This window comes from Candidatus Streptomyces philanthi, assembly GCF_059553635.1.
In genome coordinates, this window is sequence record NZ_JCANQV010000173.1 from 1 (window position 1) to 12,734 (window position 12,734).

The window sequence follows — 12,734 nt, forward strand, 5'->3', positions numbered from 1 at the left end:
CCGCCGGGCCGCGAAGCTCCCCACCGCCGAGGCGGCCCGCTCCGCCCGCGCGCCGTGCACGAACCACAGGGCGCGGCCGATGCCCTGGTCCACCGCGCGGGGGAAGTACCCCGCGTCGCCCTCCCAGGGGTACGGTGCCGGGACGCGCTGTTCGCCGATCCACCGGCGGGTGCCGAAGTAGGCGAGGTCGAAGCCGTACCCGTCGACGGCCAGCCAGCTCATCTGCGGGTACGCCGCGCCGGTCAGATCGGGGACCGCCCTCTTCCACAGCGGGCGGGGCAGCCGCGCCAGGGCGAAGCCGACGCCGATGTACGCGAGGAAGACGTGCGGCCGGGCGGGGCCGAGGAGCAGCCGGCGGGTGCGGGAGGCGCGCCGCGGGCCCATCGCGTCCCGGACGGTGAGGGCCATGGCGGCGCCCTCGTAGGCGAAGCCCCGCAGTTCGGGGTCGATCAGCCGCAGCCGGTGCTCGGTCTCCGTCTGGTCGCGGTCGGCGACGGCCCATTCGAAGCCGCAGACAACCGTGCGCGGGATGGCCTCCAGGCGCTCGGTGGCATCGGTCCGGGGGACGTCGAAGCCCCGGGCGGTGAAGCCGACTTCGTCGAGAGGCGGTGCGAGCAGGGCCCTGCGCAGCGTTCCGGGAACGGACGGCATGATCCCTCCTGGCGTATGCCGAGGACACATGACGGACCGCGCCATCATGGGCGGGCGTGTGTTCCGCGGGCATCTCCGTCCGTGCGCTCCCCCGAGGGGGCGGGGCCCGCGCGGCGGCGGGTCAGTCCTCGCCGGGGCCGGTCCAGCGGGCGGTGACCTCTTCGTTGTGCACCTGCCGTCCGCACCGTTCGCACGCCACGTGGGCCACGACCTGTCCCCCGCACCCGATGTGCCGGGTGCGGCGCGAGGGGCCGCCGTCGTGCGGGAGATGGCGCTCGCTCCACTGCATCAGCGCCACCACGGTCGGCGTGAGGTCCCTGCCCCGCTGGGTGATGTGGTACTCGTAGCGCAGCGGGCGCTCCTGGTACGGGACCCGTTCCAGGATGCCGTACTCGACCAGGCGGCCCAGGCGGTCGGCGAGCACATTGCGGGAGATGCCCAGTTCTTCGAGGAAGCCGTCGAAGCGCGTGATGTCCAGCAGCGCGTTACGGACGATCAGCAACGACCACCGCTCGCCGATCACTTCCAGCGCGCGTGCGAGAGAACAGTTCTGGTTCTCATAGGTGCGCCTGAGCATTGGGCCATGCTAGCCCGGCGGGAGCGGGCGGGGATATACCGGAACATTCCCCTGCCCGCGCCGGTGAGATGCGCCTTCCCGGGCCGCTGCCGTCCCGTCACGCGCTGAGCACATCCGGAGAAGACACCCGCCCGCCGCGCCATCAGTCTGTGTGCCACCCCAGGGAGGTGCCATGCGAGACGACACGGCCGCGGTGGCGGACCGGCCCACGGCGCGGCGGTACGCGCTGATCCCCCGGCCCGCGGTGTTCTGCGCGGGCGTGGTGCTGTGCACCGCCGGTGTCGGCGAGCACATCGTGGAGTTCGCGCGGGCCGCGCCGATGCGGTTCCACATGGCGCACATGCCGATGGGCGGGGCGATGTGGGCGGCGATGGCGGCGATCGCCGCCGGGGTGGTGCTGGCGGGGTGCGGGCTGTTTCCCCGGCGGGACGGGCCGTGCGCGCCGGGGGCGGCCGTGCCGCTGCCCGCGCCCGGTCCCGGCGGCCGGGCCCGCGCGCGCCGCCGGCTGGTGCTCGTGCTGTCCTTCGCCCTGCTGGTCGACCAGATGAAGCCGGCCTCCCTGGCGTTCATGCTGCCGGGCATGCGGAAGGAGTACGGCATCGGGGCGGGCGAGGCGGCGCTGCTGCCGACGTTCGCGCTCGCCGGAACGGTCCTGGGGTCCCTGGTGTGGGGGCATCTGGCCGACCGCATCGGGCGGCGGGCGGCCGTCCTGCTGGCGGCGCTGCTGTTCGTGGCGACCACGGTGTGCGGCGCCATGCCGACGTTCGGGTCGAACGTCCTGATGTGCGCGCTGATGGGGATGCCGGCGGGCGGGATGCTGCCCATCGTCTACACGCTGATGTCGGAGACGCTGCCGGGACGCAGCGGGGTGATGGTGCTCCAGGCGGGGCTGACGACGGTGGGCGGCTATCTGGCGGCCAGCGGTCTGGCCGCCGTCGGCATCCCGCTGGCCGGCTGGCGGATCATCTGGTTCCTGCAACTGCCCTTCGCCATGGTGCTGCTGGCGGCGAACCGCTGGATCCCGGAGTCCCCGGCGTTCCTGATGTCGCGGGGCCGTACCGGGGAGGCGCACCGGACGGCCGCCCTCTTCGGCCTGCCGCTCCCCCGGGACACGCCCGCCGGGCCCCGGCGCGGCGCGGCCGCCCTGTTCGGCCCGGACCACCGCGCGCAGACGCTCATCGTCTGCGGGTACGGGCTCGCCTGGGGCGTCGTCTATTGGGGCTTCATGACATTCCTGCCGGGCATCCTGGCGCGGGCGGGCCTCGGTGACGCGTCGGCGTCACAGGTCCTGTTCCTCTCCGCGCTGCTCGCCGTGCCGGGGACGGCGGCGGGCGCCTGGCTCTTCGGGCACTGGTCGTCGCGGCGGACGATGGCCCTGTACGGGGCGGTCACCGCGGCCGCGCTGGCCGCCCTGGCGGTGGTGCCGCTGCGGGACAACGCGGTGGTGGTGATGATCGTCCTGGTGGGACTGCTGACGGGGGCGAGCGGGGTGGTGGCGGTCCTCGGGCCCTACGCCACGCAGGTGTTTCCGACCGTGTTCCGGGGCCGGGGCAGCGGTCTGGCGGCCGCGTGCAGCAAGTCGGGCGGGATCTTCGGGCCGCCGCTGATCGCGCTGCTGGCGGCGGTGATGCCGATCGGCGCGGTGGCGGCGGTGGTGGCGGTCCCGATGGCGCTGGCCGCGGTGGCCGTGGCGCTGGGCGGCCGGGAGACCTCCGACGCCTCCGGGGCGCCCGCGCGGGCGGCGGCGCCGCGTCCCGCCGAGCCCGCGGACGGGGCGCGCCCCAAAGGACGCTGACCCGGTCCGGGGCCCGCGCCCCGCGCCGACGGCGCGATGTCCGCCGCCGCCCTAGGGCCTGTCGTCACACCCCCGTCGTCCGCCCGGAGGGCGGGCCTCGCGGCGTCCGGTGCGTGCGATCTCAAGGCGGAGGGTCGTCCCGATACTGGGCGTATCGGGACGACCCGACAACGCGGAGAGCGTGCGTGCCGGGCGTCGCGAGGCAGGCGGGGGTGTGACGACAGGCCCTAAAATGGTGGGGTGGCCCGAGTCCGTCTCGCCCTGCACCAGGTCGACTCCTGCGTCGGTGACCTGGCCCGGAACGCCGCGGCGATCGTGCGCGGCGCCGGGCACGCGGCCGACCGGGACGCCCATCTCGCCGTGTTCCCCGAGATGGCCCTGACCGGCTATCCCGTCGAGGATCTCGCGCTGCGCCCGTCGTTCGTCGACGCGAGCCGGGCCGCGCTGGCGGACCTGGCCGTACGGCTGGCCGCGGAGGGCCTGGGCGGTCTCCCCGTCGTCGTCGGCTACCTCGACCGCTGCGCGCAGGCGCTGCCGCGCTACGGCCGTCCCGCGGGCGCCCCGCAGAACGCCGCCGCCGTCCTGCACCAGGGCCGGGTCGTGCTCGCCTTCGCCAAGCACCATCTGCCCAACTACGGCGTCTTCGACGAGTTCCGCTACTTCGTGCCCGGTGACACGCTGCCGCTGCTGCGGCTGCACGGGGTGGACGTGGCGCTCGCCATCTGCGAGGACCTGTGGCAGGACGGCGGCCGGGTGCCGGCGGCCCGCGACGCGGGGGCCGGGCTGCTGGTGTCGGTCAACGCCTCGCCGTACGAGCGGGAGAAGCACGACACCCGGCTGGAGCTGGTGCGCAGGCGTGCCCGGGAGGCGGGGTGCCCCACCGCGTACGTGGCGATGACCGGCGGGCAGGACGAGCTGGTCTTCGACGGGGACTCGATCGTCGTCGACCGCCACGGCCACGTGGTCGCGCGGGCGCCGCAGTTCACCGAGGACATCCTGCTGGTCGACCTCGATCTGCCGGCCGCCTCGCGGCAACCGCCGTCGGGTGTTCTCGACGACGGTCTGCGGGTGGACCATGTCGTGCTGTCCGCCGAGGCTCCGCCGTCCCCGCCCGGTCCGCCCGCGTACCCGGGCCGGGAGGCGGAACGGCTCGGCGACCTGGAGGAGATCCACACCGCGCTGGTCGCCGGGCTGCGGGCCTATGTGACCAAGAACGGCTTCCGCAGTGTGGTGCTGGGGCTGTCGGGCGGGATCGACTCCGCGCTGGTCGCCACGCTGGCCTGCGACGCGCTGGGCGCCGGACGGGTGCACGCCGTGGCGATGCCGTCGCGCTATTCGTCGGAGCACTCGGTCACCGACGCCGCCGAACTGGCCCGCCGTACGGGGCTGGTGTTCCGTACGGTACCGATCGGCCCGATGTTCGACGCGTACATGGAGGCGCTGGGCCTGACGGGGCTCGCCGAGGAGAACCTCCAGTCGCGGCTGCGGGGCACGACCCTGATGGCGATCTCCAACCAGGAGGGGCACCTGGTGCTCGCGCCGGGCAACAAGTCGGAGCTGGCCTGCGGTTATTCGACGCTGTACGGCGACACGGCGGGCGCGTACGGGCCGATCAAGGACGTCTACAAGACCGTCGTCTACGAGCTGGCCCGCTGGCGCAACCGGCACGCCGCCGACCAGGGGCTGACGCCGCCGATCCCGGAGAACACGCTGACCAAACCGCCCAGCGCGGAGCTGCGTCCCGGCCAGATCGACACCGATTCGCTGCCCGGTTACGACGTCCTGGACCGTGTCCTGGAGCTGTACGTCGACCGCGACCAGGGGCGGGAGGAGATCGTGGCGCAGGGGTTCGAGGAGGAGCTGGTGACGCGGGTGCTGCGGATGGTGGACCGGGCCGAGTACAAGCGGCGGCAGTACCCGCCCGGTACCAAGATCTCCACCAAGGGGTTCGGGAAGGACCGCCGGCTGCCGATCACGAACCACTGGCGGGAGGGCGGGGACGGCTGAGCGGCCCCGTCAGGAGCGCGCGTAGACGCCGTGCAGCCAGTCGTGCCAGGCGCGTTCGGTGCGCTCGGGGTCGGTGGTGCCGTCGAACAGGTGCAGTGTCACGGCGACGGGCATCCGGAAGGCGTTCCTGCCGAAGAAGCGGTACAGCCCGCCCGGGGTGCGCAGGCCGAGGAAGTACGGGGAGCGGTGGTCGACGACCGCGTCGAGCGGCTCCGTCCCGGGGACGGCGAGGCGCAGCCTCTCGCCCGCCGCGGTGCCGGGGCCGACCCCGGCGGCCCGCAGCAGCCGGGTGAAGGCGTCGGCGCCGAGGGAGTCGTCCGGTCCCTGGATGTCGAGGTAGACGGCCGGGCGGCCGGCGAAGTGCGCCAGGTACTGGCCGAGGGTGTGCAGATAGAAGTCCGTGTGATGGTGGCAGCTGCGGTACTGGTTGTCCCAGTCCTCGGGGAAGACGCCGCGGTGGGTGTAGCGCAGGACGGCGCTGTCCCCGTCGCGGGCCTCGACCAGGTACTCCAGGGAGTTGAACCAGCCGTCCTCGCCGTCCATGCGGACCGCGAACCGGCCGGGCGGTTCCCAGGCGGTGACACCGGGGGCGTCGGGTCCGTCGCCGCCGACGGCGGGGACCTGCTCCTTGGGGAACATCCAGGCGCCGGTGTGGGCGGTGACGGCGTCGAAGACCGCCTGCGGTCGGGCCGGGAGGAGGACCTCCCGGTGAAGTGCGAACTGCTTTCCCATGGTGGCTCCCTGAGCGTCGCGCCGTTCCTCGGTGGGTGCCGGTCCGACCGGGGCCGGCCGCCGGCCCGGTCCGGCCTCCCGCCGCGGGCCGGGAGGACGGGGAGGCGGCACGAGGGGCCGTCCGGTGCGGCGGGGGCGTCGTCCCATGCTGCCCGAACCGGGACCGCCGGCGTGGTTGCGGCGCGCGGGCACGGGGGTGCCGTCGCACAGGGTGCCGGGCCGCGCGGGGCCGGGGCGCGGCGGTGTGTCACAGCACGCCGGTGCGCAGGGCGAAGGCCACGGCGTGGGTGCGGTTCCTCAGGTTGTGGCGGGCGACGAGTTGGTGGATGACGCTCTTGATGGTCCGTTCGGAGCGGCCGATCTTCCCCGCCATCTCCTTGGTGTTCAGGCCGTCGGCGAGGTGCCGGAGCACATCGGCCTCCCGGGCCCCGAGGCCCGCGACATCGAGTCCGTGCGGGAGGAGGGCGTTGTCCCTGATGGCGTGGATCTGGCTGATCAGGCGCTGCTGCCCTGTCGGGCAGCCACGGCCCACTCCGCCGCCCCTGCCCCGTATCCGCCCGTTCGCCCGGGTGCACCGCCCGCTCCGGCGCCGTTTCCGGCGCGTGCGGGCACGAAGCGGCCCTTAGCTCCCGGGGCCCTTCGGCGGGCGCACGGCGCACCCGCCCCCGTCACTCGACGGTGCTGCTCGCACGCCCCCGACCGCCACCGTTACCAGTAGTGCTTACGGCCTCCGATCGCGTGTCCCACGCTGCCGAGGAGCCACAGGACGGCTCCGATGACCAGGAGGACGACCCCGATCGTCCAGAGGACCGAGATGCCGGTGACGAGACCGATGACGAGAAGAATGACGCCGAGAACGATCATTTTGACCTCCAGCCCCCTCCGCTCGGCCCCGGGTTCCCCCGCCCTCGCGGCGCAAACCTCGGCAGGGCGCGCACGCGGGACCACGGGGAGTGGCGGGCCGTGCAACCTCCCCGCAACGGAGCGGGAGGTTGACTGGGTCCGGACGGGGGCGGCGCGGCGGGTGCGGGCGGCGGGGCTCTCCGGCCAGGCTGGATTCCGTCGGGAGAACGGCCCACGGGTGAAGGGACGGACATGGCTGCACGGGAGACGACGGGGACGGCGGAGGGCGCCGTCCGGTGGCCGGGGTGGTGCTGATGGGGAGCGACGAGGCCGGGGCCGGTGGTGTGGCGCGGGTGGCGGTGACCGAGGCGGCCGCGGGGCTGCTGCGCCGGCTGCGGGAGGCGCACGGGCCGCTGATGTTCCACCAGTCGGGCGGGTGCTGCGACGGAAGCTCGCCGATGTGTTATCCGGCCGGGGAGTTCCGTACCGGGGCGTCGGACGTGCTGCTGGGGCGGCTGGTCGTCGAGGGGGTGCCGGAGCCGGTGGGGTTCTGGATGTCGGCGGAGCAGTTCGCGCGCTGGCGGCACACCCGTCTGACGGTGGACGTCGTCCCGGGGCGCGGCAGCGGCTTCTCGCTGGAGGCGCCGGAGGGGGTGCGGTTCCTGATCCGTTCGCGGTTGCTGACCGAGGAGGAGCAGGCCCGGCTCGACGGGCACGGGGCGCCGTAGGCGGTGGTGAGGCCCCGCGCACGGGGGATGACGCGGGGCCTCACTGTCTAGAACGGTCGAAGGGGCCTCGGGGTTCCGCTCCGGTGAAGATTCTGCGAGAAATTTTTGGGCGGGGTGGGCGGGAGTGCCGGAGCCGGTGTGACCGCGGCCGTCACGCGTCGTCCTCGACGAGGCGTTCCAGCATGTCGTGGAAGTCCGCGTCCACGACGACCCGCAGTCCCGCGCCGTCCGGTTCGCTCAGCGGCGTCAGGATTCCGCGCCGCCACCAGAACACCTTGGGGCTGATCGCGCCCGCCGCGTCCTCGTACCCGGCGGCCGCGAACTGGGCCATCGCCTGCAACGCCGGGACGACCCGGGCGTCGTGGATGGGGTGGAACGCGAGCTGGTGGCGGAACGGCACCGCCACGAGCGCGCCGTCCGCGGTGAGCGGGGTGCCGGCGATCCGCCGCACCAGGTCGTCCAGGACCAGGACCCGGCTGGCGGTGAAGAACGAGTCGCCGAGCAGGACCTCGAACGTCGCGCCGTCGCCGCGCCGGACGGTCTCATGGCCCTCCACGGGCAGGGCGCGGAGGTTGTTGACCGCGCGGATGCGCAGTTCGGCGAGGTCGCCGACATCGCGCAGCGAGTCCTCGCTGAGCATCTGGACGGCGTCGGGCAGGTCGAGTGCCAGGACCTCGCGCAGTCCGGGGGCGGGCTCGCGGCCGTAGCGGAAGGTGTCCGAGGCGGGCAGGGTCTCCTCGGCGACGAGCCGGGGGTAGAGGCAGGCGCGGATCTCGTCCTCGGAGAGGATCTCCAGGGGCTGGGGCCCGTCCATCGTCCGCAGGACCTTGCCGACGTGGTCGCGGATCAGGGCGGGCCAGCCGCGTTCGCCGCGGCGGTCGCGGTGGCAGACGGCGGCGAGGTTGCCCAGGCCGAACTGGCGGCCCGCGGAGTCGGCGACGACGCCCGCGTAGACCGTGACCTCCAGGCCCTGTTCGGCGAACGCCTGGCGGACCTGTGACCGGAAGACGCCGCCCTCCCGGTCGGAGAAGAAGGAGAATTCCGCGTCGCGGGCGGCATCGCGGGGATCGCGTTTCGGTCCTCGGCGGAACAGGCCCATTCTTCCTCCCGGCGACGGCCACTGACGACGGCCACGAAGGCCGATCGTAACGGTTCCGCGCGCCGCTCAGGCCGCGCTTCCGTCTCCGCCGGGGAGGGGCGGACCGGGGCGGGTGCCGGGTGGGGGCCGCCGCCGCCCCGCCGTGGCGGAGAGGCGGCGGCGCGGCGGTGCTATCCGCCGATGTTGACGTCGACGCAGGCGTAGAAGGCGTTCGCGGTGTCGGCGATGTTCCAGACCGCGAGGACCTTCTGCTTGCCCGTGAGGCCACCGAAGTTGACCTGGTGGGAGAGGGTCTCGGGCGGCTGCTGGCCGTGGCCGTCGAACTCGGCGACCTTGGTGTTGCCCACGAAGTACTGGTAGTTCGTCGTGGCGTGACGGGCCGTGAAGCGCCAGTTGAAGGTCGTGGTGCTGCCGACGGGGGTGACCTTCCAGCCCTTGGCGTCGTCGTCGAGGTCGGCGAACTGGCTGTTGCCGCCGCTGCAGCTCTTGAGCCCCTTGGGGCCCTCGACGCTCTGCGGTTCCCACTTGATCGGGCCGCAGTTGACGGTGCCGGCGGCACACTGGGCCTGGCGGCTCGGCGGGGCGGAGACATAGCCGTGGGCGCCGGCCGGTCCGGCCGGGACGGCCAGGACGAGGAGCGGTGCGATGCCCGCACCGATGGTCATGGCCAGCCTTCTCTTCTTGTTCATGTCGACCCTTTCGCGGGGGAGGCGGCCGCGCGGGGTGCGGGGGACGTGGCGCACGCCGCGGGCGCCGAACGTCCGCCCCGGGCCGCCTCGTCGGGTGTGGGGGTGGATGACGCGAGGGTGGTCCGCCGGACGGCGCCACGACCGTCCGCCCGGCGCCGGCTCCGGGCAGGGACGTCGCGGGCAGGCCCGCGGATTGGTCCGGACTTTACTAGCTGACCGCGTACGGTCAATAGGTCCGGCACAACGTACCACCGGCGCACCACCGCACCCTCCGGCACCTGGCCGGTTCGCGACGTACGCTGGTCGCACACCGGCGGTGCGCCGGCCGCCCCTCCCCGGCCCCCGGCGCGCGACCACACTCCGGCAACTCCCCGGCACACCGGGCCACGTCGCGGCGGCCGCCCGGCACGGCGGCCCGCGGAGCAAGCGGAGGCAGACCATGACGAGGACACTGGAATGGCCCGTGCGTCTCCATCTCTCCGAGGAGGACGGGACGACCAGGGCACGGGTCGAACTGAGGATCGGCGGGACCGAGATCACCGGTCACGGCGTCGCCCGCTGCAACCCGCAGGACGTGGACGTCCCCGAGATCGGCGACGAACTCGCCGCCAGCCGCGCGATGGGCGACCTCGCGGGGCAGCTGATGCGCAGGGCCGACCACGACCTGGAGGACATGGGCGCCGCGCCGCCGCAGAGCGGCGACCGCACCCCGTACGGCTGGACGAACGCGATGGGCTGAGCCCACGCCCGCCACCGCCCCGGAGCCGGCCGGAAGGAGCCGACCATGGCGGACGCGACCACCACCGACCTGTACGAAGTGACCATGGCCCTGTCCTATCTGCGGGAGGGCATGACACGGCCCGCGACGTTCAGCTGCTTCGTGCGGGACCTGCCCCCGGACCGGGGCTTCCTCGTCGCCGCCGGGGCCGAGTCCGTCCTCGACCACCTCGCCGCGTTCCGGGTCGGCCCCGCGGAGGTGGAGGTGTTCGCCGACGTCATGCGGCGGCCCGCGGCCGAGCTGGCGCCGCTGCTCGGCACCCGCTTCACCGGCGAGGTGCGGGCGGTGCCCGAGGGCCGGGTGGTACTGCCCGGTGAGCCGCTGCTGGAGGTCACCGCCCCGCTCCCGCAGGCCCAGCTCGTCGAGACGTTCGTGCTCAACCAGCTCAACCACCAGACCACGGTCGCCTCCAAGTGCGCCCGGTGCGTCCTCGCCGCCCGCGGCCACCCGGTGGTCGACTTCTCCCTGCGGCGCACCCACGGCACCGAGGCCGGCGACCGGGCCGCCCGGCTCGCCGCCGTCGCCGGCTTCGCGGGCACCAGCAATGTCGCGGCGGCCCACGCGGGCCATCTGCCGGCCATCGGCACCATGGCGCACTCGTACGTCGAGGCGTTCGAGGACGAGGACGCCGCGTTCACCACGTTCGTCCGGGGCCACCCGGGGCCCGTCACCCTGCTGGTCGACACCTACGACACCCTCTCCGGCGTCGCCGCGGCGGCCCGTGTGCTGCACGCCCAAGGCCGCGCCGAGGGGGCGGCGGTCCGCCTGGACAGCGGCGACCTCGGGGCGCTCGCCGTCCGGACCCGGGCGATGCTGGACGCCGCCGGGCTGCCGCGGGTCCGCATCGTCGCCAGCGGCGGCCTCGACGAGTTCTCCGTCCACGACCTGGTGCGCTCCGGCGCCCCGATCGACACCTACGCGGTGGGCACCCGGGTCGGGGTCAGCGCCGACGCGCCGTACCTGGACTCCGTCTACAAGCTCGTCGAGTACGACGCGCGGCCGGTGATGAAGCTGTCGACCGACAAGCTCACCGCGCCGGGCCGCAAGCAGGTCTTCCGCCGGCCGGGCTGCAACGACGTCATCGGCCTGGCGCAGGAACCGCCGGTCGGGGGCGGGCTGCCGCTGCTGGAGACCATGATGCGCGGCGGGGAACGCTGCGCGCCGCCCGGCACGGTGGCGCGGGCCCGGGAGCGCTGCGCCGAGGACATCGCCTCGCTGCCCGGGGACGCCCTGCTCATCCGGTCGCCGGTCCCCCCGCTCCCGGCGATCTCGGCGGCGCTCGCGGAGCTGACCGAGCAGGTGCGACGGCGCATCGAACGCGCCGTCCTCGCCTCGCCCCACGAGCCCCCGGCGGCCGCCGGGCAGGGCGCGCGTCCCGGGGCGCCCTGAGCGCGGCGCGCCCGTACGGCGGAGTCGTGCTCCCATGGAAGGAGCCGCGGACGAAGGGACCCTCCCATGACCGGCACGCCGTCCCTGGCCGCGTGCCTGCGCTCGATGCGGGCCGTGGTGTTCGACACCGACGGGGTCGTCGTCGACTCCGCCGGGACGCACGCCGCGGCCTGGAAGGGCGCCTTCGACGCCGTCCTGGCGCGGCACGGGCAGCGGCCGTTCGACCCGGTGGACGAGTACGCCCGGCACGTCGACGGCCTGTCGCGGCCGGACGGCGCGGCGGCCTTCCTCGCCTCCCGCGGCCTGGACCTGCCGCCCGGTGACGAGGGCGACGCGCCCGGCACGGACACGGTGTGGGCGGTCGCGGCCCGCAAGGAGGAGCTGTTCACCGCGGCCGTGCGGGAGCGCGGTGTCCCGGCCCTGCCCGGGACCGTGCGGCTGCTGCACGCGCTGCGCGCCCGGCCCGTCCCGTGCGCGGCCGCCTCGGCGTCCCGGCACGCGACCGCGCTGCTGACGGCGGCCGGGGTGATCGGCCTGTTCCAGGTGGTGGTGGACGGGGAGGAGGCGCACCGGATGCGGCTGCCCGGCAAACCCGATCCGGCGCTGTTCCTGGAGGCGGTGCACCGGCTGGGGGCGCAGCCCCAGGACGCCGCGGTCGTCGAGGACGCGCTGGCCGGTGTGCAGGCGGGCCGCCGCGGCGGGTTCGGGCTCGTGGTGGGGGTGCACCGCGCCGGGGACCCGTCGGGCGCGGCGGCGCTGCGCCGCCACGGCGCCGATGTGGTGGTCGCCGACCCGTCCGACCTGCTGGTCCCCGGGGAGGACTGATGGCCGGCGCCTGGACGTGGTCCTACGAGGGGTACGACCCGGACCAGGAACAGCTGCGCGAGGCGCTGTGCACGCTGGGCAACGGCTACTTCGCCACCCGTGGCGCGGCCTCCGAGGCGCCGCGCGGTCCCGTTCACTACCCGGGGACGTATCTGGCGGGCTGCTACAACCGGCTGGTGTCCACCGTCGGGGGCCACCGGATCGGGAACGAGGACCTGGTCAACCTGCCCGACTGGCTGCCGCTGCGCTACCGCGCGCACCCCGCGGGCGGCCCGGCGGGGCCGTGGCTGACCCCCGACCACCCGCAGCTGTCCGAGCACCGGCAGACGCTCGATCTGCGGCAGGGCGTGCTGACCCGCCACTCGGTGTACGACGACGGGGAGGGGCACGGACTGGAGGTGACGCAGCGGCGGCTGGTGCACATGGGCGACCCGCATCTCGCGGCGCAGCGCACCGCGTTCGTCCCGGACGGCTGGACGGGGACCGTGGAGGTCGAGGCGTGTCTCGACGGCGATGTGCGCAACACGGGGGTGGCCCGCTACCGCGCTCTGGCGGACCGGCATCTGACCGGGTGGGAGACGGGCGCCGCGGACGACGGCACGGTGTGGCTGCGGTGCCGCA

The 12,734-nt window shown here is 74.5% G+C and carries 13 protein-coding genes and 1 pseudogene; 7 read left to right on the forward strand and 7 right to left on the reverse strand.

What is annotated here, in order from left to right:
• Together AC51EU_RS19675 and AC51EU_RS19680 are read right to left on the reverse strand one after the other, a co-directional pair.
• Window positions 1-651, reverse strand: a 651-nt coding sequence (locus AC51EU_RS19675) for a DUF1702 family protein (protein WP_496268314.1), incomplete at its 3' end; no start/stop codon positions are given.
• Window positions 652-772: 121 nt separating this feature from the next.
• Complete coding sequence (locus AC51EU_RS19680) at window positions 773-1,228, reverse strand: winged helix-turn-helix transcriptional regulator (RefSeq protein WP_496268315.1); 456 nt, start codon at window positions 1,226-1,228, stop codon at window positions 773-775.
• 172 nt (window positions 1,229-1,400) lie between these two features.
• On the opposite strand from AC51EU_RS19680, the gene AC51EU_RS19685 reads away from it, so the two are divergent.
• Complete coding sequence (locus AC51EU_RS19685; protein WP_496268316.1) at window positions 1,401-3,023, forward strand: MFS transporter; 1,623 nt, start codon at window positions 1,401-1,403, stop codon at window positions 3,021-3,023.
• Between the two features lie 240 nt (window positions 3,024-3,263).
• Complete coding sequence (locus AC51EU_RS19690; RefSeq protein WP_496268317.1) at window positions 3,264-5,030, forward strand: NAD+ synthase; 1,767 nt, start codon at window positions 3,264-3,266, stop codon at window positions 5,028-5,030.
• Window positions 5,031-5,039: 9 nt separating this feature from the next.
• Here the strand turns inward: AC51EU_RS19690 and AC51EU_RS19695 are convergent, their stop codons facing one another.
• The 3 genes from AC51EU_RS19695 to AC51EU_RS19705 form a co-directional block, all read right to left on the reverse strand.
• Complete coding sequence (locus AC51EU_RS19695; protein ID WP_496268318.1) at window positions 5,040-5,762, reverse strand: SRPBCC family protein; 723 nt, start codon at window positions 5,760-5,762, stop codon at window positions 5,040-5,042.
• Between the two features lie 247 nt (window positions 5,763-6,009).
• Complete coding sequence (locus AC51EU_RS19700) at window positions 6,010-6,294, reverse strand: response regulator transcription factor (RefSeq protein ID WP_496268319.1); 285 nt, start codon at window positions 6,292-6,294, stop codon at window positions 6,010-6,012.
• 176 nt (window positions 6,295-6,470) lie between these two features.
• Window positions 6,471-6,626: a DUF6131 family protein gene (locus AC51EU_RS19705; protein ID WP_496268320.1), complete on the reverse strand. Its 156-nt coding sequence runs from the start codon at window positions 6,624-6,626 to the stop codon at window positions 6,471-6,473.
• 293 nt (window positions 6,627-6,919) lie between these two features.
• On the opposite strand from AC51EU_RS19705, the gene AC51EU_RS19710 reads away from it, so the two are divergent.
• A complete protein-coding gene (locus AC51EU_RS19710; RefSeq protein ID WP_496268321.1) occupies window positions 6,920-7,333 on the forward strand; it encodes a DUF779 domain-containing protein in 414 nt (137 codons plus the stop codon).
• Window positions 7,334-7,484: 151 nt separating this feature from the next.
• Here the strand turns inward: AC51EU_RS19710 and AC51EU_RS19715 are convergent, their stop codons facing one another.
• Both AC51EU_RS19715 and AC51EU_RS19720 read right to left on the reverse strand, forming a co-directional pair.
• The gene (locus tag AC51EU_RS19715) at window positions 7,485-8,432 is read right to left on the reverse strand and encodes a hypothetical protein (RefSeq protein WP_496268322.1); all 948 of its coding nucleotides are present in this window, start codon (window positions 8,430-8,432) and stop codon (window positions 7,485-7,487) included.
• Between the two features lie 170 nt (window positions 8,433-8,602).
• Entirely contained in the window at window positions 8,603-9,121 is a 519-nt protein-coding gene (locus tag AC51EU_RS19720) for a lytic polysaccharide monooxygenase auxiliary activity family 9 protein (protein ID WP_496268323.1), read from the reverse strand.
• A 439-nt stretch (window positions 9,122-9,560) separates the two neighbouring features.
• Here AC51EU_RS19720 and AC51EU_RS19725 point away from each other — a divergent pair, with 439 nt between their 5' ends.
• The 4 genes and pseudogenes from AC51EU_RS19725 to AC51EU_RS19740 form a co-directional block, all read left to right on the forward strand.
• Window positions 9,561-9,860 carry a DUF1876 domain-containing protein gene (locus AC51EU_RS19725; protein WP_496268324.1) on the forward strand — a complete coding sequence of 100 codons (300 nt, stop codon included), beginning with the start codon at window positions 9,561-9,563 and terminating at the stop codon, window positions 9,858-9,860.
• Window positions 9,861-9,905: 45 nt separating this feature from the next.
• Window positions 9,906-11,288: a nicotinate phosphoribosyltransferase gene (locus tag AC51EU_RS19730; protein ID WP_496268325.1), complete on the forward strand. Its 1,383-nt coding sequence runs from the start codon at window positions 9,906-9,908 to the stop codon at window positions 11,286-11,288.
• 66 nt (window positions 11,289-11,354) lie between these two features.
• Complete coding sequence (locus AC51EU_RS19735) at window positions 11,355-12,113, forward strand: HAD family hydrolase (protein WP_496268326.1); 759 nt, start codon at window positions 11,355-11,357, stop codon at window positions 12,111-12,113.
• A pseudogene (locus AC51EU_RS19740) lies at window positions 12,113-12,734 on the forward strand (glycoside hydrolase family 65 protein); the annotation flags it as partial. The gene AC51EU_RS19735 and the pseudogene AC51EU_RS19740, both read left to right, overlap by 1 nt.

Bases quoted from the DNA above. Each gene is read 5' to 3' on its own strand.
- AC51EU_RS19680 (WP_496268315.1), bottom strand. From the start codon at position 1,228: ATGCTCAGGCGCACCTATGAGAACCAGAACTGTTCTCTCGCACGCGCG.
- AC51EU_RS19685 (WP_496268316.1), top strand. From the start codon at position 1,401: ATGCGAGACGACACGGCCGCGGTGGCGGACCGGCCCACGGCGCGGCGG.
- AC51EU_RS19695 (WP_496268318.1), bottom strand. From the start codon at position 5,762: ATGGGAAAGCAGTTCGCACTTCACCGGGAGGTCCTCCTCCCGGCCCGA.
- AC51EU_RS19705 (WP_496268320.1), bottom strand. From the start codon at position 6,626: ATGATCGTTCTCGGCGTCATTCTTCTCGTCATCGGTCTCGTCACCGGC.
- AC51EU_RS19710 (WP_496268321.1), top strand. From the start codon at position 6,920: ATGGGGAGCGACGAGGCCGGGGCCGGTGGTGTGGCGCGGGTGGCGGTG.
- AC51EU_RS19715 (WP_496268322.1), bottom strand. From the start codon at position 8,432: ATGGGCCTGTTCCGCCGAGGACCGAAACGCGATCCCCGCGATGCCGCC.
- AC51EU_RS19720 (WP_496268323.1), bottom strand. From the start codon at position 9,121: ATGAACAAGAAGAGAAGGCTGGCCATGACCATCGGTGCGGGCATCGCA.
- AC51EU_RS19725 (WP_496268324.1), top strand. From the start codon at position 9,561: ATGACGAGGACACTGGAATGGCCCGTGCGTCTCCATCTCTCCGAGGAG.
- AC51EU_RS19730 (WP_496268325.1), top strand. From the start codon at position 9,906: ATGGCGGACGCGACCACCACCGACCTGTACGAAGTGACCATGGCCCTG.
- AC51EU_RS19735 (WP_496268326.1), top strand. From the start codon at position 11,355: ATGACCGGCACGCCGTCCCTGGCCGCGTGCCTGCGCTCGATGCGGGCC.